The following is a 20,732-nucleotide window of genomic DNA, read 5'->3' as shown; positions in this document are numbered from 1 at the left end:
AAAACTAAATTTCTTTTAATTGGTCTTTACATACTTATTCTGTTGTTAAAGAGCCCTTCACCAACCTTTGTTGGTTCAGGATAAACTTCTTACTGTCGTAATTTGTTAATTAATCTCAAACTACGCTCGTAATAGTTTACACAGAGATCTGCTTTGCAGATCGAAGTGTGGACCCGAGCGGACTCGAACCGCTTACCTTCGCAGTGCAAGTGCGATGTTCTACCAGGTGAACTACGGGCCCTCGAAAACGCGCGTTAATCGCATCTTTCGAGGGAAGCGACACAAAAAACGCGTCACTTGTTACCTGATCCTTTTGCTTGCCCCACGTAGCCTTGGCGAAGTGGGGCTTGCCCTTCCGAAGTTCTGCTATGCAGAACGAAGGAGGGTTAAATTGTGATGGAGATTATTTTTTTATTACTTGAAAATTTCCAACTTTTACGCGCAAAAAACCGCACGCTTGGTGTAGGAAAATGTGTTGTTCAACATAAAAAAATTAGTCCCCTTGGTCTGCCGATTTCGACAGGTGACAAATATCACGGATCAAAGTATACCAACGCATCTCGAGGCTGTCAACAAGCTAAAATTTGGGTAAATTATGAGTCTACAGTTATCAGTTTACGGTTAACAGATTTTTTCAAAGCATTAATTCTCGTAGTTAGATTGTTAAACAGTCCATACATCCGATCATACTCCACTTTATCAATATATTTAAGTTCGACAGAAAGCTTTAGCAGTGGAACTAGTTCATAACAAGAACCTCTAGAAATATCAAGGAAACGGCAAAAATCCTTAGATCCTCTAGATGAACCCTCTGCAATGTTCAGAGAAATTGATACCGCTGCTCTTCTTAGCTGACTACTTAAACCGAAAAGTTCTTCTTTCGGAAATTTCCTTGTAATTTTATAAATCTATAGAGCCAAAAAAACAGACTCATGGTAGACCTCAAGTTTCTCGAAGTTAAACATGCAGCGAACTGCAAACTGTCAACCGACAACTGTCAACTTTTTTATGTGTGAATTACTCGGGGAATTTTTTCAAATATATCCGAAGCAACTAACCCTTCGCCCTTTTCTCTTGCTGCCAACTCTCCTGCCCTTCCACATATATACGCGCCTACGTGAGCAGACTCAATCAGCCCAACTCCACGGCACAAGAGTGCTCCAACTATCCCCGCCAAACAATCTCCAAACCCACCCTTCGTCATAAATGGTGTACCAGAATTATTCGTAATTGTCGTTTGTCCATCTGTCACAATATCAACATTCCCCTTCAATAAAACTACAGCATGATATTTTGTGGCGGCTTGTTTTGCTGCAACCAATTTAGACTCAAAACCGCCCATAATTTCTTTTTGTCCCAAAAGTATCGCGAGCTCTCCCGCATGCGGCGTCAAAACTACATGTTTACCAGAAACAACATCCGGTCTTTGGGCAATCGCGAAAAGCGCGTCCGCGTCCAAAACCATGGGGATCGAGAGCTTGCCAATTATTTTATGAATCGCGGAAATTGTGGAGGCATTCCTCCCCAATCCACACCCCATAACCACAGCATTTATCCGTCTTAGGTGCGCAGTATCCAAAATGGAACTGACGTGTCTTCCGGTTAATTTGTCTCCACGGAGAGGCAACGTCATCAAATCGGGAAGAGTATTGGCGGCTATATCGGCAGCTCTCTGCGGGGAGCAAACCGTAACAAGATCAACACCGGCGCGAACCGCGGAAACTGCGGCGAGCGTCGCCGATCCGGAATAAAGTTTCGAAGACGCGACGACCATCAGGCTTCCATAGTTGCCTTTGTGCACCTCAAGAGGTCTCGCGGGATAAATTTTAGATAAATCCATGGCAGTTTAAGAGTACCACGAGTAGTCTGGGTATCACGAATACCACAAGTAATGTCATCCTGAGTGAAACGAAGGATCTAGATTCTTCACCTTCGGTTCAGAATGACACTCGAATATAGCTCATGATACTCTTGGTACTCTTAATTCCCGTAATACTCTTCTTCAAAAAGGGTATATCAGAAATAGAAGATTGGAGCAAGGGATTCAATTGTATTAAAGCCTTCGTATCTGCAATACTAAATTTAGAACATGGCAGAGCCAGAATCCGAACAACCCAGACCGAGACAAATTTCCAGAAGATCACTCCTTCGTGGAGCTGGAATAGGTATTGCTGGTCTTGCCGGCAAAGCCTTAATTGGAACGGAAAACAGAGCCGAAGCTCCTGCAAAAACCCATTTCCAATTAGACCCCCAATCATACGCAAGTCCGGCAGAAGCCAAATCCAAAAGTCAGCTGATCAAACAGGACAATAATTTGGCGCCGGCCGGAAACCTGACAGAAAATCAAAGAACTCCTCAACTCGAAATCCCCCAGGATGTATTGACACCAGAACAACTTGAAGAAGCTCACATTAGAATTATCGACACACCCGGCACGGAGCTCTACTTAAGAGACGACGCGTTGGATCAATTCCGATTATTTCAAGAAGCAAAAGAAGGAAAGATAGGGGAAGTTGTTATCGTTTTGGTAGACTCCGACTCCGTTAGCGCAAACGCAATCCAAAAATTACCCCAGGAAGCCCGAGACATTTGGTTAGCCACAAATGATTTACCAGGCGAAGACCGAGAGTATCTGAGGGAGTTACACTCCGACTTCATTGAAAAAATTGAAGAATCTCGGCTTGAGTACACCGGCAATCCCCAAGATCAAGCTAAGAGGGAACTCGCTCTGGAAAACATGCGGGAATATGGAAAATCACTAGAATTCGTACAAGATATATTAAGCAAGCTACCACTCAGATCTCGAGAGGAATTACTAAAAGAAAAAGAATTCAGCAATGTGGGCGGAAAGTATACCCCTGCCATGCTATCTAACTATAAGGTTGAAGGCCGCCTAGCTACTCCCCGGGAAAAAAGAGCCGAAAAACTTTTTGCGGAACATCCCGAATACGCCGACAAAATTTATCTTTTCCTTGCAGTCGGAGGTGTCATGGAACCTCATCCATACCAATCTTTCACTCCACCCCCTTGGTTCAGCGACAACCCTTTTGAGTTTAACGGCCAAGAATATAGGTTTAGAGACCGACCGCTTAGCTTCCAGTTTAGACACGAACTATTTCATCGAGAGTCAGACGACGAATACCAAACAGACACTGCCGCTTTCGAAAATATGAAAAAAGCCTACGTCGATTTAAAATTCAAAGGCAACGACCGTGGTTATCCTTTTATTTTCAAAAATAGAAACGGGGTTACGATTATAATGAATCTAAAAGACACAGCTGAACCGTCAAACCTTTAGAAATTACTGCGGGTTTTCTCTTCTAAAAATACGCACAGACAAAACTACTCCCCTCTGTGAATTCTTGCGGATTCTCTGAGCACTCCTACAGCCTCGGGTTCCAAACCTGCTTCTTCTGCAAGATCCGCTTTAAAGTCATAGAGCTCGGCTAAAAACAACCTACCCTTAAGTCTGAAATGAGTATTCCGAGCCAACGGCTTTTGGTGGTCCCTATTAACCAATAATCCTCTAAATGCTAGTCTATGAACAAAAAGGGCGGCGACTACTCGAACCTTTTCATGGTACTTCTTGTCCATGCCTTCGCGACCACGCAAATATAGCCTCTCTATAGTTCGCCTAGTAAGAACTTTTGGCGGTTTATCTCTATCTGGTTCTTCTGGTAAAATCCTCTGCACCATTTCATAAGCAATACTTGCTATTTCATTCCTCTCTCTGCTTGGTTGTTCCTCACTTTGCTGATTTCCTCTCTTGAAAAAATTTATGAACTCTTTATATTTTTCGACTTCGGACGGATCAACGCCTGCACTTTCTGCTAAATGGATAGCGTAATTGTAGATATCTACTGTGCCTCCTTTTAACCTAAACGTGGAATTTCCATCAGTAATAACTCGATTATCCCCATCAAATACCAATAACCTATTCTCATTTAAGTCGTAAACAAGTACTGTAATTGCAGATTTTAGACGGCCCCCCTCGTCGTCTTCATGCGACTCTTCTAGAGACTTGTCATAAATTTCTTCCATCGACCACTCATGACCAGGATTATTCAGCATGCAAGAATAAGCAGAGAAAGCCAATTTAAAAAGAGTCCCTCTTAAAAACTCGTCACGGTTCACCATCAAACCAGACTCTGGGACTCCAACTCGGACATCCTCAACTCGATGATCGTTTGGAAACGAATTAACTAATTCCCGTACCTCCCTGTGTACTGAGGGTTCTTGTTCCATAAAAATAGGGGCAGATTGATAAATAAATTCTAAACTTACGAATTCGAAAAAAGCAACCTGGAGAAAATTATCTAGTGGTTTCCAACCTGAATAACTTGCTCAATCAAACGATTGGAATATCCCCATTCATTATCTTTGAAAATCTACGATTTTCAAAACTATCAGCGAGCGGAACGAGGCTGATATCGTACCATTCCGCGAAGCGGGATTAGAAGTTGTTAGTGTGTACCTACTTGAATAACCTGCTCGATCAATCGATTCGCATATCCAAATTCGTTATCGTACCAGGCGAATACCTTGACCATATCTCCACCCACAACTTTCGTTAAAGATAGGTCAACAATCGAAGATTCACTTCTGCCAACAATGTCACTGGAAACTATTTGCTCTCGTGTTACCGCCAAAATTCCCTTGTATCTCGGGTCACCTGCGGCCTCCTCAAAGGCTTTATTCACTTCGTCGACTGTTACTTCCTTCTCCAGCAAAAAAGTGAAATCCGAAATAGATCCGACCGCAACCGGAACCCTGATCGCGACGCCATCAAATTCGCCCTTAAGCTTCGGTATTACCTCTCCCGTAGAAATGGCAGCACCTGTAGTTGTAGGAACGATGTTTTCGGCAGCCGCCCTCGCTCTTCTTAAATCTTTATGTGGACCGTCTTGAAGTTGTTGATCTGCTGTATAAGCATGGACCGTCGTCATCATCGCTTTTTTGACTCCGAACTTTTCCTCCATTATTTTGGCAACCGGGGCAATACTATTTGTTGTGCAAGAACCGTTATTTATAAGTTCTTCGCCTTTGTATTCGTCTTCGTTTACTCCGAGTAAAAAAGTACCTACATTTCCACCTTTTGCCGGTGCACTCAATACTACTTTCTTGGCTCCTGCAGTCAAATGTCCTCGCATTCCCTCTTCGTCTGTAAACCTTCCTGTCGACTCAATTACAACATCAATACCAAGCTCTCCCCAAGGTAATTTTGCCGGCTCTTTCGTCGCGTATGTAGCAATCTCCACCCCGTCTACCTTTATTACTCCAACCTTTTCTCCCTCTGGATCATCTGATCCCTCTGTTACATTTGTCCCCTCCACTTCGTGCTCCCAAATACCATAATTAGAATCGTATTTAAGAAGTTGGGCTAGAGTTTTCGCGTCCGTTAAATCATTAACAGCAACAATCTCCATCTCATCCCTGTGCTTTTCGAACCAAACCTTAAAAGCACTTCTGCCAATTCTTCCAAAACCGTTAATAGCAACCCGAACCATAACATTAGATAGATTACCACAAATAAAGATCTGGATAAACGCTTATTTTGTTGACATGATTCGATTTTCAACATCCTACTTGCAGAGTATCTGCTTTCAAGTTAACATTAAATTATGCCTGCCAAAAACCTTCAGAGGGTAGCTGAAGGTGGAACATATTGCCATGTCTACAACAGGGGCATTGAAAACAGGAACATTTTCGCAGACGATGTTGACTATCAGGTCTTTCTAGGCTATCTGGAAGACTATCTTACTGCGCCCAAAGCTCCCGAGAGCACTAAAAAAGAATTCATTGTCAACGGACGCACCTTCACGGGCGTGCCTCACCAGCCAAAAAACTACTTCAACCAAGTGGAACTCCTCGCCTACAGCCTAAGCCCGGATCATTTTCACCTACTTATTCATCAAAGAACCCAAAAATCCTTGCAAGCACTAATCAGATCGCTTTGCACAAGATACTCGATGTATTTCAATAAAAAATATAATCACACCGGGTCTCTTTTCGATGGCCCCTATAAGTCGGTTGTCATAAAGGACGAACAAAGTCTTTTGCTTTTAACCCGGTACCTTCATAAGGAAGGCGGCTACTCATCTTATCCTGAATTTTCAGGCCAAAAACACACTTCTTGGGTGAAAACAAATGTTGTTCTTTCCCTTAAAAATATCAGTGGCAATTACAAAGACTTTGTAGAAAAATATACCCCCGATAAGCATGAATTAGAGCTTCTCGACGAGATCACAATCGAAAAGGCCGATAAGCACCTTGAAAGGAGAGACCTTAAAAAGGTAGAACTACAGCCCTGGTCCAGAATCCCTGAATTATTGGTAACTAGCGCTATCTTTGTCCTTCTGCTCGGCATTGGGATAAGAAACGTACACAATTATTCAGCAGCCTCAGCCACCCTAGGAGAACACACAACTTCAGTCATAGCATCTACCTCACCCTACTCTCCCTCACCCATCACAACTCCACCTCCAACAACCATTCCTGAACCTAAAACAATACTTATAATCACAAACACAAAAGATCCAGTCGACATCAGGGAAAATCCATCTATTAAATCTAACAAGATAGGTGAGGCTAAAGCAGGAGAAAAATTTGAGTTCATTTCCGAAGATTCTGGTTTTTATCAGGTGGCCCTGCCAGAAGGCACATATGGCTTCATATTTTCTCAATATATCGAAAAAGAGAAGACAATAAATAATGACTAAAACCCTAACATACCTCCTGCTTGTAATAGCCGGCTTACTTATAATCTTCGGCTTTGTAACCGCCACAACTTACTCCCAACTGGCTGTCGCCATTGTCATTTACCCCACCCTCATTTTCTTAGTATTTAAACTATTCCCGCGAACTGTCCTGGTACAGCCGAACATTGCTGTCCAGCTACCCCCGACAAAATTGAGCCATGACAAAAGTGAAACTCCTAACCCAAATAAGGAAATTGCCTACATCTCCGATATCGACAAGCGGGCCTTTATTAAACTAATTGGAGCAACAGGAATCTCTTTTTTCCTCTTCTCGCTACTAGGCAGAAGAGTCGAGTCTCTCATTTTTGGCACAGCTGGGCAATCTATGATAAACCCTCCACGTGTAACAGACGGCAACCAGTCTGGACTGGCCAGTGCCTCACCCACCGACGGCTATAAAATTTCCGAGATAATGGAAGAAGGCCTTGTTACCTATTATGGCTTTATTAACTACACCGGAGCTTGGCTCATCATGCGCGAAGATTCAAGTAATAATAATTTTCGTTACGCCAAAGGCGACTCCGACCTTCCCGGTAACTGGAAAAATCGCGAAAATCTAAGGTACGACTACTACTACAATCTATTTTGAGCGAGAAGCGAAAATCAGAAAATCACGGCCTTATTTGACGTGATTTTCTCTTCTGACTTTGCCGGCTAACGTACACTCCCAAAGTCAGAGTAGTCAAAGATACCGAAAGAAGTACCGCCACTTGCCGAATATAGAAAGGTATACTCGAAACTTCGCCAATGGGCGAAGAGACAATCAACAACCAGTTTTGACTGCCCAGCGATACCGGAGAATAAGCAATCGACTGTCCTTCTGCCCGCAATTGACCTCCTTCTTTGGTTGTAGAAAGCGCCTTTTTAAGATTATCGCTCAGAGTTTGGCTGCCTGAATTGCTATAAAGCGGTTCCCCCTGCTCACTCAACAGATAAACACTTGTGCGCTCTGAGATTTTAATCAAGCCCAAATAGCGTTCGGTTAAAGGCTTTAGTTTCACTGATGCGGATATGACCCCCACAAAAGCTTTATTTTGATATACTGAGGCGGCCACGGGAACGATAATTTGATCCTTCGTGGCACCCAATCGACTAACTACCGGTTGGCCTATAAAATATTCTCCCTCTTTCGACTTACCTTTAGCCCAGACAAAATAATCCCGATCGGCCAGGGATGCACCAATATCCGAAGTCCTCAATGCGTTAGAATTAAGCTGAACTACTCCATTTCTATCCGTTAACACAACCCCTCCAACAAGCCCAATGTCGCGCCACTGGTCTACAAATGTATCCATATCCTCGAGAGTTTCCGTTCCTAAACTCTCCATACTGGAGAGTTGAGAAAGGACTACGACTGACGGACCAAACACCTGGAAGAAAGATGCTATATTACTCGCCCCGGCTCTGGCGATTGTCGCCTCCCGCCGGGAAAGCTGCCCGCCAGTTGACGTATCCGCCCCGCGGCTCAAGATTAAATAGCCAGCCCCAAGCAGTCCGGCCACGGCAATTAGACTAAACATCCACAAACTGGGAAGACGTATGCCCCAAAACATCCTAATTTAGTAAATAACATCGCAGGCAATATTGCAAAGACCAGAGTCTGCTGAAAACCTTTATTGTTCGAGCGTAGCGAGAACTATCAAACTTCTCACTTCGTTCGAAGAGTAAAGGGGTTTTTAACAAGCTCGCAAATACCTAATGTCTTAACCCCGTTAGAAGTCGTCATTTATCAGCCGAGTTACAAAAAAATTTTCTTGAAATTTTTTTGTGCAGACTTCTAACGGGGTTGATTTTTTGCCGGTTAGATTGTAAAACTACTGCATGAAATTCTACAGTTTTAAAAATCGTTCCATGATGCACACCAAGCTCACTTTTCCAAGATCCCAGTCAGGAATAAAGGTATGCTTTCTGTCATAATCCCATCTTATAAAGATCCTTCACTTAAAAAAACCGTTGATTCCCTTTTGGTGAATTCTGCATTAGGAAATGAACTCGAAATCATAGCAGTATTCGACGGGTATTGGCCGACATTTGAGATCACAAACGACCCCAGGGTAAGGTATATCCATTTAGGCAAAAACAGAGGTATGAGGGATGCAATCAACGCCGGTGTATCAGTCTCAAGAGGAGAGTTTATCATGCGTTCAGACGAGCACTGTATGTTTGCTAAAGGTTTTGACAAAGCCATGACCGACGCTTGTCAGGATAACTGGATTTTAACGGCAAGACGCTATTTTCTCGACCCCGTTAAATGGCAGGTTATGGACTTGCCTTATGTTGATTACGAAAAGCTGTCCATACAAACCGCCAAATATACCAAAAAATTTACAGGCATCCCATGGAAGGAAAGACAGGAGGAAAGAAAAAATATCGAAATTGACGAAACCATGGCTATGCAGGGAAGCGTCTGGGTTATGAAAAGAAGCTGGTGGGACAGAGTAATAGGTGAACTCCAAACCGAAGGTTACGGACCTATGTACCAGGATTCACACGAGATGGTATTCAAAACCTGGAAAGCGGGCGGAAAACTTATGGTCAACAAAAAAACCTGGTTTGCCCACAAACATGTCAGCTTCCAACGAACCCACAGGTATGGAAATACCGATTTTTACCCAAACTTGAAATACGCGCATGACCTCTGGAGGCCGTATTATGAGGAGATTAGAAAACAATGGAAGATATAAGCGTAATTATTCCTTCGAGAAAAGAAGAATTTTTAAAACAGACCATATTAGATATTAAGGCTAAATTTAAGGAGCCTTTTGAAATTATAGTTGTTCTCGACGGCGATGGAGAAGAACCTGTTGAAGGTGTCAGATATATTCACAATCGAAAACCCAGAGGTATGAGAACTGCTATCAACCAAGCCGTTGCAGTAGCTTCTGGTAAATATATTATGAAGCTTGATGCCCATTGCATGGTAGCAGAAGGGGTTGACGAAAAACTTAAGGCAGTACACCAAGAGAATTGGGTACAGACACCAAGACGCAAACGATTTGATCCCTACAAATGGGAACTAGTAGATACGGATAAACCGGATATAGATTACATGTTCGTAGGAAGAAGTTATAAAGGACATAAAGATAACGATAAAAACCGTGACCCCAACCTCAAAAAGAAACTACTGGACGATACGGAGGTATTTCAAGGCAGTTGTTATTTTATAACCAAGGACTTTTTCTACAAATTAGGTCTTCTAGATGACCAAAACTTTGGGAAATTAGGAAGCGAAGCGCTTGAAATTGCCTTAAAGTGCAGGCATGCAGACGGCAGAGTAATTGTAAACAAAACTACTTGGTATGCTCATGCCCATATCAAACGCCATTATAGCGGCGGGACACAAGAAAGAGAAAAAAGCCGCAACTTTATAAAAATCTTAGCACAACAATTGTGATTCCCTTGTTTTATCCATATATCCCTAAAAAGAAAATTCTGCAACAACTTTCAAATACTTTAGATAGCAGATGGATTGGCCAGGGTCCAAAAGTTGATCTCTTTGAAAAGAAGTTCGCCAACAAAATGGGTTATAAATATGCACTAATGGTAAATTCAGCAACATCAGCATTAGAATTGGCATACCATCTTCTCGACCTCAAAAAAGGTGACAAAGTAATTATCCCAGTTTTGGATTCCATTGCGGGGCAAGTCGGTCTTATAAGGCGGAAATGTAGATTGTTATTTTGTGATATAGAGCGAGATACTTTAAACATCGATCCCAACTTTCTCGAAGGGCTTTTGCAAGCCCATAAAGCAAAAGCAGTAGTTGGAGTTCATTTAGGAGGAATTCATTTTAATCAGAAAATTTATTCTATTTCTAAAAAATATAAAGTCCCATTGATAGTTGACTCTGCCCAATATCTTGCACCTACTAAAGGAGATTATATTTGCTATTCCTTTCAGGCAATTAAACATATAACAACTGCTGACGGCGGAATGCTAATCTTAAACAACAAAAAAGAATATACGCGAGCTAAAAAGTTGAGGTGGTTCGGAACCGAAAGAGATATAAAGAAAAAAAATAATTTCAAACCATGGGAAAGAAGGGAAGTAAATTTTGATATCGAAGAAGCCGGTTACAAATTTCAGCCTACAGATGTAGATGCCAGTTTTGGACTGGCGGCATTGCCGGATTTAGATACAGTTATTAAATATAGGCAAGAATTAGCTGTTGAATATCGTAAAGGATTAAGTTCTATCGAAGAAGTGCAAGTAGTAGCTGGCGGCACGTACTGGTTACTGACTATCCTCACCGAGAAACGTAATCAATTGGCATCCTATCTGATCAAAAAAGGGATTGAATGCAATTTAGTGCACATACGAAATGACATATTTAAAATTTTTGGTAACAGGCGTCAAAGCCTTCCAAATATGAATTGGGTTGAGTCAAGATATCTGTGTTTGCCCTTAAACTGTAAAATTGATAAATCCGACGTGAGATTTATTTGCAAAACAATCAAACAATTTTTTTTAGGCCCGCAGTCCCGAGTTCGTCAAGGGACGAGGACCGCAAGCTCCGCTTATTCGCAGAAAAGCTCCGCTTATGATTAAACACGATATTAAAGTTGGCAGGTTGGATTACTGCCAAATTACTGGCTCGAAGGATTTATTCGAAGCTATTGATCTTGGTTTTCAACCACCCTGTGGGACTCTACTGACAGAAGAAACACTCCGAGATCCGGAAATTTACTATCCCCTAAGACTGATGATCTGCCCAGAATCAGGACTTGGGCAAATAGATTACGTTGTAGGAAGTGGCATTTGTTTTCCTGCCGATTATACTTATCGTCCTGGTATATCAGTTCCCCTAAAGGAACATCTCGAAAGACTCGCTGATGATATTATCTTAAAAAACAAATTAGAACCTAATTCATTTGTTGTTGATATAGGTTCTAATGACGGTACTCTCTTGTCATTTTTTAAAAAGAGGGACATGAAAGTTATAGGAGTAGAACCAACTAATATGGCTAAAGTTGCACTAGCAGATGGAATTCCTACCCACCAAGATTTTTTTAACAAAGCGGTGGCCGAGGATATCGTAAAAAGACATGGTCGCGCAAAGATAATTACAATGACTAATGTCTTTGCGCACATGGCAGCATTAGGAGAAGTTATGGATGGCATAAGCGCCTTATTAGATAAAAAAGGGGTAGTCGTTAGTGAAAGCCAATATCTTCTTGATGTTTTTGAAGGTAATCAGTTTGATGAAATTTACCATGATCATATTCGTATTTATAGCCTAAAATCATTAGTCAAGTTATTCCCCTATTATGGCATGGAGGTTTTTGATGCCAAAAGAGTACCTACACGTGAAGGTAGTATAGAAGTGTCTGCGGGTTTGAAAGGAAAACATCCCATTAGTCCTATGGTAAAAAAACTATTAAAAGCCGAAGAGGATGCTCGCCTGTTTGATCCAAAGGAATGGGCTAAGTTTAGGGAGAGGGTCACTGCGCAGAAGGGGCAATTTTGGGATTTGGTTCGAAAAGTTAAGAGAGAAGGTCTAAGGCTTGTAGCCGATTCATGTCCAACTAGGGGGGTGGTACTGCTTAATCACTATGGTCTTGATAAAACGATTTTACCGTATGTCGCTCAACTACCGGGGACGGAAAAGGTTGGCAAGTACATACCGGGAACCCATACTCCGATAGTAAGCAATGAAATTATTTTAAAAGAAAAACCGGATTATGTGCTTATTCTTGCTTGGCATTACAGCGATTATATAATTAAAAATTGGCGGGCAAACGGGGTAAAATCTAAATTCATCATTCCCCTGCCAGAATTCGAAGTCGTATGAATACCGTTGAATATTTAGAAAAAAAGTTTGGGCCGCACAAAGACAATCCCCACAGACTTGAAGGGTTTCTTCGTGAAGATATGTATAGATTATTTTCAGAATTGGGGTTTACGACCGGTGTTGAAGTGGGAACAGAAAAAGGCAAGAACGCACAAACAATGTTTGAGATTATTCCGAACCTGAAATTGTACGGAGTTGACGCATATAAACATCATCCTCAAGCTAGTCACATGTATCATGCTAAGCTCAGAAACTGGGATGATAAGTGGTTTCAAGATTGCAAGAATCAATGCCTCAAACGAATGAATGGCAAAAATTTCACATTACTTCAGGGTTTTAGTGAGAATATGGCCGACAAAATGGAAGATAACTCTGTCGATTTCGTATACATAGATTCTGACCATTCATACGATTCGGTCATGCAGGATATTATTAAATGGGGCCGGAAAGTTAGAAAAGGCGGAATTATGAGCGGGCATGATTACTTTTTTGATAATGATAAATCAGGAAGAAGGGTAAAAGTTACGCAAGCTATTAATGATTACACGAGTGTCCATGGTATTAGGTTTTATATAACAGACGAAAAGCACTACGAGGCAAAAGGAGATATCTATCCCTCCTGGTTCTGGGTTAAATTGGAAGAAATTTGGCCTAATGTCATAGGATCATGATGCAAATAGACAGCCGTCCATGCTAAAAATGACAAAAGGGGTTGTTTACTATACCAATAATATTCTTGCCGAAAATATCTTCTTAGCTTGTCAGAAACAGCTTAAAAAATGTATGGAGATATGGAAATTTCCTATCATCTCCGTTTCCCAAAAACCGATTGATTTTGGACAAAATTTCGTAATGAATTTAGAGAGTTCTCTTCTTTCGATGTATAGACAAATTCTTAAAGGTCTTGAGGAGTGCAAAACTGATATTGTTTTTTTGGCAGAACATGATGTGCTGTACCATCCTTCACATTTTGATTTTACTCCAAAAAGGACAGGTCATTTCTATTATAACCGCAACGAATGGCATGTTAGTTCTGATACTGGCAACACTGTTTTTTATCTCCATAACAATACCACGGAACTTTCCGCCTTCAGAGAACCTCTAATGGCTCATATTAAACGTGCGATTGAAGTAAATACGGATCGTTTCCACGCCAGCTACGGTATTGCTCCGCCTAGGGGTATCCCACCAGAGGAACAGAGAGGAAAACACGCTGGTACTTATGTGTCAAAAGTTCCCAATATAGATATTAGGCATCCCAATACTTTGTCGAGGCCACGAATGACAAAGGCTGAATTTCGTTCCGAAAGGAGCCGCAGAGGATGGAAAGAATCGGACGGAATACCTGGTTGGGGCAAAACGCTGGGTAGATTTGATGAATTTTTAGCTGAGCTTAAATGAATAAGACAATAATATATTACACATCAAATCACGAAGATCCTGCCTTTGAACAAAAAATTATCGACTGTCTTCTTGAAAATTGTGGTGATGTTCCAATTGTTAGTGTTTCACAAAAACCAATGAAATTAGGTAAGAATATTTGTGTAGGAGAGGTAGGACAGTCCTATGTGAATGAGTGGCGGCAAATTATTATTGGAGCCAAAACTGCTACAACTAAGTATCTCATTATGGCTGAATCAGATTTTCTTTATTCACCCGAATATTTTCAGTTTGAACCAAAAGGTGAAAATATTTATCGTTGCGATAATATTTGGATTATGTGGTTGGATAACGATAAAAAATATAAACGTTATAATTTTCATAGAAAACATTATTCTGAGGGAGCACAAATTGTTAGGCGGAAATACTTTATTGATTTGTTAGAAAAGTATCTTGAACAATTTCCTACCTGGTACAATAAAAGCTATAAAGAACTCAAATCACATATCTCTCCTTATTACAATGAACCCTATACTTTTTTCCACGGAGAAAACCCATGTATTTCCATAAAAACTAAGAATGGGATTACTTTTATCACTGGTATAAAAAGGGGGGCGGAAAATATCAGCAAGAATTTACCTTATTGGGGAAACGTTAAAGATTTAAGGAGTAAATTCTTATGAAATTTGGACAAGGTTGGTCATCATATTTTCCAGTTTTAATTAAGACCGTTCAAAATACAGACGGACCTATTTTGGAGCTAGGTTCTGGTTTATTCAGTACCCCCCTACTTCATTGGCTTTGTGCAGAACAAGGCAGAAAACTAGTTACCTATGAAGATGTTCAAGAGTATTATAAATTTGCCAGAAAATTTAGAACCGAGACTCATGAGGTTAACTTTGTTACTGACTGGGACAAAGAGGATTTTGACAAAAAGAAATGGAGTGTCGTTTTAATTGACCATACTGCAAAAAGAAGAACTACAGATGCTTTAAGATTAAAAAAACATGCCCAATATATTGTTTTACACGACACACAGGAAGAAGCAGAGCATCATTATGGATATAAAAAACTTTGGTCGAAGTTTAAAAACATTTATCATTGGGAATATGACTTAGTAAATGTACCGAGAACTTCTGTTGTTAGTAATACTTCAAATTTAAATATATTCAAATGAATACCACCGATTATCTTTTAGAAAAATACGGACTGAATCCTAATCTTAATATGCCACAAGTAATTCCAGGCATGTTAAGAAAAAATCTTTATGAACTATTTGCGCAGTTAGGATTCAAAGTAGGCGCCGAAATAGGAGTATTCAGAGCAAGAAATGCCAGAGAAATGTTTAGGCGTATTCCAGGGTTAAAGCTCTATGGCGTTGAGACGTTTGCGGATCAACCAACTTCAACACGGCATAAAACAGTACCACGCTATGAGCGTAATAAAAACGCAACGGCAGGCAGAATGAAGGACAGAGATTTTACCCTGATTGAGAAATTTAGCGAAGAGGCGGTACAAGATATTCCCTACGGCTCATTGGATTTTGTATACATAGATGGGGATCACTCATACGATTATGTGATGACAGACATTATTCTCTGGGCCAGAAGAGTACGCCCGGGTGGTATCGTTAGCGGACATGACTACATCCTCCCCGGAGAATATCGTCACAAATTTGATATTAATGTTAGGGATGCTGTTGATGATTACGTCTCCGTACACAAAATCAGTCCTTTATATCTTACTGATAAGACGATAGGGGTAAACAAAAGCGACAAATGCCCTTCATGGTGGTTTGTAAAACAATGGTCCCGTTAGAAATCGCGGACGCATGATTACAACTATGATATTCAGAAGAAAATCAAGGCTAATCAACAATTATGAAGCGCAGGATACATTTCGTGTCCGCGTCCTATTTCTAACCGGATGACTAAAGGATTAGTATATTACACCAATAACAAACCTGACGAAAATATTTTCTTAGCTTGTCAGAAACAACTCAACAAATGCATGGAGCAATGGGGATTCCCGATTTACTCCATTTCCCAAAAGCCAATTGATTTTGGAATCAACACTGTCATGGACTTGGAAAATTCTCTTCTTTCTATGTATAAACAAATTTACGAAGGTTTGGAACAGTGCCAGACAGACGCTATTTTTCTAATAGAACATGATCTTCTTTACCACCCTTCGCATTTTGATTTTACCCCGGAAAAAGAAGATCATTTTTATTATAACCGCAACCAATGGCACGTAAGCTCACTTACTGGCAAAACTGTTACATATCTTCACAATGACACTTCACAACTTTGTGCCCTGCGAGAACCACTAATGGCCCATATCAAACGCGCGATTGAAGTCAATACGGACCGTTTCCATAGTAGTTATGGTATTTCTCCCCCGAGAGGGATTCCCCCGGAAGAACAGAAAAAGAAACACTATGGCACTTACATGTCAGAGGTTTGCAATGTAGACATTCGTCATCCTAAGGCATTTACCAGACAAAGAATGGACCCGTCTGAATTTCGCTCAGAACGAAGCCGTAGGGGTTGGACAGAGTCAGATAGAATACCCGGCTGGCCAGGTATAACTTTAGGTAAGTTTAACGAATGGTTAAAAGAAGTAGTTTGATTTCGATCTTTGCCAAGCACACCTATTTTCTAGACGATAATAATAGCCCCGGCAAGTTTTTCTTGCGCAGGATCACGTCTCGAATTAGGGGCGAAGAAATAGCTAAATATTTGGGTGCCAAACTCAACCCAACCGAAGGATACGAAAAAGATGTCTGCATTTATGTAAAGGCATACGCCCTACATAGGATGAAAGATGGCGATTATATCGACCTGCTGGACGACCTCTACGCAACCGAGCGAATTAAAGACAAGCCGAAAATCAAAGTGATTGCTATGTCCACACCGCACAAAGAATATCTGCGCCGCACTCTCAAAAACAAAATTACCTACATCCCCCACCATCATGTCAATTTCGAGAAGTTCAGAAGAAATAGAAAAAAGATCATCAATTGCGGTTATGTAGGCTCAGGGTCAGGATACGAAATCAATGTCAATAAAAAGCTAGCGAAATTGTTAGCGGAAATTGGACTAAAATTCACACCTTTGTATAATTACAGCTCCAGAAAAAACATTGTCAATTATTACAAAAAGATAGATTTACAAATTATCGGAGCTTTTAATCACCTAAATGTTCCTTACTATCATCAGACAAAGATCGTTAATGCTATGTCATTTGGTATTCCAACTATCGCCAGCCGCAGATTGGGATATCGGGACGTAGAAGGTTATTATATTGCTGTTAATAATTTGGATGAATTATTAAAAGAAGCAAAAAAGATGAAAGACCCCATTGAGTATAATAAATGGCCAAAAAAAATAATTGCCGAATCAGAAAAGTATCATATAAGTGAAATCGCCAAACTTTATAAGAAATTAAAATGAGAAAGACCCTTGCAACTATTGTTGATGAGCTGATCGTAACCAATATAAAAATATTTTTTTTGGTAGATAAAGTTCAGAGGAACAAACATACCCGCGCCGATGCTAAAAAACTGCAGGACTTAAACCAATACCGCTCAGAACTTATGAATGCCCTAAATTATGAGTTCAAACAGAAGAAAATTATCAAAGTATGACGTCTCCTATCTCACGCGGGATAAAGCTAAATATCGGCTCAGGTTTTACTCGCATAGAGGGATTCATAAATATAGATCGTGATCCATGTGTCGATGACAAAGGCAATCAATACACCGATGTTATTTGTGATATCGAAAAAGAACCTCTCCCACATTCCGACAATAGTGTGGACGAGATTGCTTGCTATGAAACCCTAGAACATATGGAAAATTTAATCTTCGCTATGAATGAAATGTGGAGGGTTTTAAAGCCGGAAGGTATTTTGAAGGGAAAAGTCCCCAGGGAAAACGGGCGTGGAGCACTTGCCGACCCTACGCACAAAAGGATATTTATAACAGACACTTTTGATTACTTTACCGGGGTCAACAGGCACAAAAAATCCAACCCTTCAAGGCCAAAAAACGCCGATTATGGAATCAAGCCCTGGTATAAGATTTCAGTCGATAAAAAGATAAACTTTATCCTGCGCCCCAGAAAAACCGAGCAATACGATAAAAGAATGGAAACTTTATGAAGGGGTTTGTCCAGAAATTTGGGGAGGAATTTACAATTTACATTAAATTTTCAATGAACAATTTACAATACAACTTGGAAGAGAGAACTGCCAAATTCGGCAAATCAACCATTATATTTTGTAGAACATTAAAGCAAGATAACATCACTGCACCTTTGGTTAACCAACTTATAAGATCAGCTACAAGTATTGGCGCAAATTATATGGAAGCAAATAGCGCAAGCAGCAGAAAAGACTTTCAAAACAAAATATTTATATGCAAAAAAAGAAGCCCAGGAAACAAAACATTGGTTGAGGATGTTAAAGCAGTGATTTCTAGATAAACAGGCCGAAATAGAAGAACTTTGGTCTGAAGCTCAAGAGCTAACTTTCATATTCCAGAAGATAACAACTACCTTAAGAGCTAAATGAAAATTAAAAAGTAATAATTTAACGAAAATTAGAAATTAAAAATTGAAAATTAAAAAACATGGCCAAAGATCTTAGTATTTTAATTCCAAGTCGCAATGAAATGTTCTTGAGCCGCACCATAGAAGATATCCTCTCAAACATTGAAGCGGATACAGAAGTCATTGCAGTTTTAGACGGAGCCTGGGCCGATCCCCCGGTTCCCCAACATGACCGGGTTAACCTTATCTATGTTCCCGAAAGCATCGGCCAGCGTGCCGCATCCAACTTGGCCGCAAAGCTAAGTAAGGCCAGATACGTCATGAAGCTCGATGCCCACTGCGCTTTCGACAAAGGATTCGACCGCAAAATGCTTGAAGCATTTAAAGGCCGTGACGACGCGACAATGGTCCCTATAATGCGCAACCTCTGGGCGTTCGACTGGAAATGTTTCCATTGTGGTTGGAAAAAGTATCAGGGCCCGACACCCCAAAAATGTGAACAGTGCGGTAAATCAGACAAAATCAGAAGAAAAATGCTCTGGATCGGCAAAGAAAGGCCTCAAAGCACCTCGTATAGCTTTGACACCGAACCACATTTTCAATATTTCGGCGAATGGGAACGCCGGCCCCAGTACAAAAAGGATAGAGAAGAAAAAGGCTTAACCGAAACAATGTCTCTTCAGGGCTCATGTTTTATGACCACTCGTCAAAATTATTGGGACTTGGAACTCTGCGATGAAAAATTAGGCAATTGGGGCAACCAGGGAATCGAAGTCGCAGTCAAAACCTGGCTTTCCGGAGGCCGCGTTTTGGTAAACCACAAAACCTGGTATGCTCACATGTTTCGTACCCAGGGCGGCGATTTCGGCTTCCCTTGGCCCAATTCCGGAAAAGAAACACAAAAAACAAAAGACAATGTTAAGGAACTGTTTTGGGAAAATAAATGGCCGAAACAAAAACGCCCCTTAGGCTGGCTTATTGAGAAATTCTGGCCGGTTCCCGGCTGGACAGATAACGATCTCGCAAAACTGAAAGAAACAGAAAAAGGACTTACTAATCAAAAATCTGCAATCCAGCCCAATGGGAAAACTCAAAATCCAGCAATCCAAATCATCGACGGAAAAATTACCGGAATTATTTACATCAAAGATTTAATTGATAAATCAGCGCCAAAGTGAACCAAGCAAACAAACTTAACGGCGTTATCTATATGCATGAGCTAATAAAAACTGCCAGAAAAAGATATATCCGCATTTAAATAACCAAGATTTCTTAAGACAAGACCTCTCCCAAAGTTTCGAAGTATTCTTGTTAATACTCTGCTACTATGTAAATAGTTTTTTAGCCGTCTTTTGGTACGGTTTTAATGTAGTGCAATAAAATGTCGCAAAACTTAAATACTTCAAATATAGCTTTCTGCAAGGTAGATTGGAACCTAGCCTAATATGGCAGTCACCGCCAATTCCCTGACAGCCGGCGGAGACGGTACGGACAGTTCTTCCTACACGACAGCATCGATATCCCCCGGCGCAAACCGCCTTGTTTTAGTTACGGTTGTCAGTCGTGCAGCCGTACCGTCTGTGGTACCGACACTTTCAGGCGGCGGCATGGGCACATGGACACAGGTGGGAACCAGAGAGGTTGACTTTAGCGGGACAAGCAGCGACGCCAGGGTAACCCTCTTTAGGGCTCTTGAGGTGTCTCCTGGCAGTGGAACAATTACCATCGACTTTGGAGGGACTACACAGCGTGGCAGTTCATGGACTGTAGATGAATTCAGCGGTGTTGATGCAAGCGGGGTAAACGGATCTGCTGCTGTCGTGCAGTCGAACACTAACTCAGACAATACTGGCTTGTCGTCGTTTACAGTTGTGCTTGGTACCTTTAGCAGCGATGGTAATGCTACTTACGGCTCTTTGGCGCTTCTTAAAACATCGGGCGCTACCATTGCTGTTCCAACCGAAGGGTCAGGCTTCACAGCGCTAGGAGGCAACAACAGCAATACAGCACCTGGTACAGGTATCCGCTCCGAATTCCGCTCTGACAACGACACAACAGTAGATGCTAGCGTAGCAACAGCCCAAAACGGCTGGATCGGAGCTGCTGTTGAGATTAAGACGGCTGAAGCGCCTTCGGTTTCGCCTAGTGTAAGTCCTTCTGTTTCACCTTCGGTTTCACCTAGTCAAAGTCCATCAATAAGTCCTTCGGTCTCTCCAAGTGTCTCGCCGTCCGAAAGTCCCAGTGTTTCAC

The 20,732-nt window shown here is 41.2% G+C and carries 23 protein-coding genes and 1 tRNA gene; 19 read left to right on the top strand and 5 right to left on the bottom strand.

Features of this window, described 5'->3' with window-relative positions:
* Positions 1–168: 168 nt before the first annotated feature.
* Positions 169–241, bottom strand: a tRNA-Ala gene (locus NUV69_00975).
* A gap of 765 nt (positions 242–1,006) precedes the next feature.
* The gene (locus NUV69_00970) at positions 1,007–1,840 is read right to left on the bottom strand and encodes an NAD(P)H-hydrate dehydratase (protein MCR4324243.1); all 834 of its coding nucleotides are present in this window, start codon (positions 1,838–1,840) and stop codon (positions 1,007–1,009) included.
* Positions 1,841–2,089: 249 nt separating this feature from the next.
* Here NUV69_00970 and NUV69_00965 point away from each other — a divergent pair, with 249 nt between their 5' ends.
* Positions 2,090–3,298: a hypothetical protein gene (locus NUV69_00965; protein MCR4324242.1), complete on the top strand. Its 1,209-nt coding sequence runs from the start codon at positions 2,090–2,092 to the stop codon at positions 3,296–3,298.
* Between the two features lie 44 nt (positions 3,299–3,342).
* On the opposite strand, the gene NUV69_00960 is transcribed toward NUV69_00965, so the two are convergent.
* Both NUV69_00960 and gap read right to left on the bottom strand, forming a co-directional pair.
* Positions 3,343–4,071, bottom strand: coding sequence for a hypothetical protein (locus tag NUV69_00960; GenBank protein MCR4324241.1), 729 nt, complete (start codon positions 4,069–4,071; stop codon positions 3,343–3,345).
* A gap of 392 nt (positions 4,072–4,463) precedes the next feature.
* Positions 4,464–5,507, bottom strand: coding sequence for a type I glyceraldehyde-3-phosphate dehydrogenase (gene gap, locus NUV69_00955; GenBank protein ID MCR4324240.1), 1,044 nt, complete (start codon positions 5,505–5,507; stop codon positions 4,464–4,466).
* A 114-nt stretch (positions 5,508–5,621) separates the two neighbouring features.
* Here gap and NUV69_00950 point away from each other — a divergent pair, with 114 nt between their 5' ends.
* Complete coding sequence (locus tag NUV69_00950; GenBank protein ID MCR4324239.1) at positions 5,622–6,719, top strand: SH3 domain-containing protein; 1,098 nt, start codon at positions 5,622–5,624, stop codon at positions 6,717–6,719.
* Positions 6,712–7,347 carry a hypothetical protein gene (locus NUV69_00945; GenBank protein ID MCR4324238.1) on the top strand — a complete coding sequence of 212 codons (636 nt, stop codon included), beginning with the start codon at positions 6,712–6,714 and terminating at the stop codon, positions 7,345–7,347. Before NUV69_00950 ends, NUV69_00945 begins: the two co-directional genes overlap by 8 nt.
* 22 nt (positions 7,348–7,369) lie before the next feature.
* Here the strand turns inward: NUV69_00945 and NUV69_00940 are convergent, their stop codons facing one another.
* Entirely contained in the window at positions 7,370–8,311 is a 942-nt protein-coding gene (locus NUV69_00940) for a cache domain-containing protein (GenBank protein MCR4324237.1), read from the bottom strand.
* 348 nt (positions 8,312–8,659) lie between these two features.
* On the opposite strand from NUV69_00940, the gene NUV69_00935 reads away from it, so the two are divergent.
* The 16 genes from NUV69_00935 to NUV69_00860 form a co-directional block, all read left to right on the top strand.
* Positions 8,660–9,442 (top strand): glycosyltransferase, encoded by a 783-nt coding sequence (locus NUV69_00935; GenBank protein MCR4324236.1) that lies wholly within the window; start codon positions 8,660–8,662, stop codon positions 9,440–9,442.
* A complete protein-coding gene (locus NUV69_00930) occupies positions 9,430–10,152 on the top strand; it encodes a glycosyltransferase (protein MCR4324235.1) in 723 nt (240 codons plus the stop codon). The genes NUV69_00935 and NUV69_00930 overlap by 13 nt, the downstream gene beginning before the upstream one ends.
* The gene (locus NUV69_00925) at positions 10,149–11,306 is read left to right on the top strand and encodes a DegT/DnrJ/EryC1/StrS family aminotransferase (protein ID MCR4324234.1); all 1,158 of its coding nucleotides are present in this window, start codon (positions 10,149–10,151) and stop codon (positions 11,304–11,306) included. Before NUV69_00930 ends, NUV69_00925 begins: the two co-directional genes overlap by 4 nt.
* The gene (locus NUV69_00920; protein MCR4324233.1) at positions 11,299–12,549 is read left to right on the top strand and encodes a class I SAM-dependent methyltransferase; all 1,251 of its coding nucleotides are present in this window, start codon (positions 11,299–11,301) and stop codon (positions 12,547–12,549) included. The genes NUV69_00925 and NUV69_00920 overlap by 8 nt, the downstream gene beginning before the upstream one ends.
* On the top strand, positions 12,546–13,220 hold the full coding sequence (locus NUV69_00915) for a class I SAM-dependent methyltransferase (protein ID MCR4324232.1): 675 nt from the start codon (positions 12,546–12,548) through the stop codon (positions 13,218–13,220). The genes NUV69_00920 and NUV69_00915 overlap by 4 nt, the downstream gene beginning before the upstream one ends.
* Before the next feature lie 19 nt (positions 13,221–13,239).
* Entirely contained in the window at positions 13,240–13,950 is a 711-nt protein-coding gene (locus tag NUV69_00910) for a hypothetical protein (GenBank protein ID MCR4324231.1), read from the top strand.
* The gene (locus NUV69_00905) at positions 13,947–14,612 is read left to right on the top strand and encodes a hypothetical protein (GenBank protein MCR4324230.1); all 666 of its coding nucleotides are present in this window, start codon (positions 13,947–13,949) and stop codon (positions 14,610–14,612) included. Before NUV69_00910 ends, NUV69_00905 begins: the two co-directional genes overlap by 4 nt.
* Entirely contained in the window at positions 14,609–15,106 is a 498-nt protein-coding gene (locus NUV69_00900) for a hypothetical protein (GenBank protein MCR4324229.1), read from the top strand. The genes NUV69_00905 and NUV69_00900 overlap by 4 nt, the downstream gene beginning before the upstream one ends.
* Entirely contained in the window at positions 15,103–15,747 is a 645-nt protein-coding gene (locus NUV69_00895; protein MCR4324228.1) for a class I SAM-dependent methyltransferase, read from the top strand. Before NUV69_00900 ends, NUV69_00895 begins: the two co-directional genes overlap by 4 nt.
* A 108-nt stretch (positions 15,748–15,855) precedes the next feature.
* Positions 15,856–16,560: a hypothetical protein gene (locus NUV69_00890; GenBank protein ID MCR4324227.1), complete on the top strand. Its 705-nt coding sequence runs from the start codon at positions 15,856–15,858 to the stop codon at positions 16,558–16,560.
* Positions 16,539–17,384, top strand: coding sequence for a glycosyltransferase (locus NUV69_00885; protein MCR4324226.1), 846 nt, complete (start codon positions 16,539–16,541; stop codon positions 17,382–17,384). The genes NUV69_00890 and NUV69_00885 overlap by 22 nt, the downstream gene beginning before the upstream one ends.
* Entirely contained in the window at positions 17,381–17,578 is a 198-nt protein-coding gene (locus tag NUV69_00880; GenBank protein MCR4324225.1) for a hypothetical protein, read from the top strand. Before NUV69_00885 ends, NUV69_00880 begins: the two co-directional genes overlap by 4 nt.
* Positions 17,575–18,093 (top strand): class I SAM-dependent methyltransferase, encoded by a 519-nt coding sequence (locus NUV69_00875; GenBank protein ID MCR4324224.1) that lies wholly within the window; start codon positions 17,575–17,577, stop codon positions 18,091–18,093. Before NUV69_00880 ends, NUV69_00875 begins: the two co-directional genes overlap by 4 nt.
* 53 nt (positions 18,094–18,146) lie before the next feature.
* Positions 18,147–18,416 carry a four helix bundle protein gene (locus NUV69_00870; GenBank protein ID MCR4324223.1) on the top strand — a complete coding sequence of 90 codons (270 nt, stop codon included), beginning with the start codon at positions 18,147–18,149 and terminating at the stop codon, positions 18,414–18,416.
* Between the two features lie 146 nt (positions 18,417–18,562).
* A complete protein-coding gene (locus tag NUV69_00865; protein MCR4324222.1) occupies positions 18,563–19,660 on the top strand; it encodes a glycosyltransferase in 1,098 nt (365 codons plus the stop codon).
* A 267-nt stretch (positions 19,661–19,927) separates the two neighbouring features.
* The coding region (locus NUV69_00860; GenBank protein ID MCR4324221.1) for a hypothetical protein at positions 19,928–20,732 on the top strand (805 nt) is incomplete at its 3' end.

This window comes from Candidatus Curtissbacteria bacterium, from assembly GCA_024654445.1.
Taxonomy (GTDB): Bacteria; Patescibacteriota; Microgenomatia; order Curtissbacterales; family GWA2-41-24; genus JANLHP01.
The sequence above is the reverse complement of the archived record's forward strand: the minus strand, read 5'-3'. Positions and strand labels throughout refer to the sequence as shown.

Excerpts from the sequence above, each read along its gene's own strand:
- NUV69_00950 (MCR4324239.1), top strand. The coding sequence starts at position 5,622 with ATGCCTGCCAAAAACCTTCAGAGGGTAGCTGAAGGTGGAACATATTGC.
- NUV69_00930 (MCR4324235.1), top strand. The coding sequence starts at position 9,430 with ATGGAAGATATAAGCGTAATTATTCCTTCGAGAAAAGAAGAATTTTTA.
- NUV69_00965 (MCR4324242.1), top strand. The coding sequence starts at position 2,090 with ATGGCAGAGCCAGAATCCGAACAACCCAGACCGAGACAAATTTCCAGA.
- NUV69_00880 (MCR4324225.1), top strand. The coding sequence starts at position 17,381 with ATGAGAAAGACCCTTGCAACTATTGTTGATGAGCTGATCGTAACCAAT.
- NUV69_00885 (MCR4324226.1), top strand. The coding sequence starts at position 16,539 with ATGGTTAAAAGAAGTAGTTTGATTTCGATCTTTGCCAAGCACACCTAT.
- NUV69_00940 (MCR4324237.1), bottom strand. The coding sequence starts at position 8,311 with ATGTTTTGGGGCATACGTCTTCCCAGTTTGTGGATGTTTAGTCTAATT.
- NUV69_00935 (MCR4324236.1), top strand. The coding sequence starts at position 8,660 with ATGCTTTCTGTCATAATCCCATCTTATAAAGATCCTTCACTTAAAAAA.
- NUV69_00905 (MCR4324230.1), top strand. The coding sequence starts at position 13,947 with ATGAATAAGACAATAATATATTACACATCAAATCACGAAGATCCTGCC.
- NUV69_00890 (MCR4324227.1), top strand. The coding sequence starts at position 15,856 with ATGACTAAAGGATTAGTATATTACACCAATAACAAACCTGACGAAAAT.
- NUV69_00865 (MCR4324222.1), top strand. The coding sequence starts at position 18,563 with ATGGCCAAAGATCTTAGTATTTTAATTCCAAGTCGCAATGAAATGTTC.
- NUV69_00920 (MCR4324233.1), top strand. The coding sequence starts at position 11,299 with ATGATTAAACACGATATTAAAGTTGGCAGGTTGGATTACTGCCAAATT.
- NUV69_00960 (MCR4324241.1), bottom strand. The coding sequence starts at position 4,071 with ATGCTGAATAATCCTGGTCATGAGTGGTCGATGGAAGAAATTTATGAC.
- NUV69_00895 (MCR4324228.1), top strand. The coding sequence starts at position 15,103 with ATGAATACCACCGATTATCTTTTAGAAAAATACGGACTGAATCCTAAT.
- NUV69_00900 (MCR4324229.1), top strand. The coding sequence starts at position 14,609 with ATGAAATTTGGACAAGGTTGGTCATCATATTTTCCAGTTTTAATTAAG.
- NUV69_00875 (MCR4324224.1), top strand. The coding sequence starts at position 17,575 with ATGACGTCTCCTATCTCACGCGGGATAAAGCTAAATATCGGCTCAGGT.
- NUV69_00915 (MCR4324232.1), top strand. The coding sequence starts at position 12,546 with ATGAATACCGTTGAATATTTAGAAAAAAAGTTTGGGCCGCACAAAGAC.
- NUV69_00870 (MCR4324223.1), top strand. The coding sequence starts at position 18,147 with ATGAACAATTTACAATACAACTTGGAAGAGAGAACTGCCAAATTCGGC.
- NUV69_00945 (MCR4324238.1), top strand. The coding sequence starts at position 6,712 with ATGACTAAAACCCTAACATACCTCCTGCTTGTAATAGCCGGCTTACTT.
- NUV69_00910 (MCR4324231.1), top strand. The coding sequence starts at position 13,240 with ATGCTAAAAATGACAAAAGGGGTTGTTTACTATACCAATAATATTCTT.
- gap (MCR4324240.1), bottom strand. The coding sequence starts at position 5,507 with ATGGTTCGGGTTGCTATTAACGGTTTTGGAAGAATTGGCAGAAGTGCT.
- NUV69_00970 (MCR4324243.1), bottom strand. The coding sequence starts at position 1,840 with ATGGATTTATCTAAAATTTATCCCGCGAGACCTCTTGAGGTGCACAAA.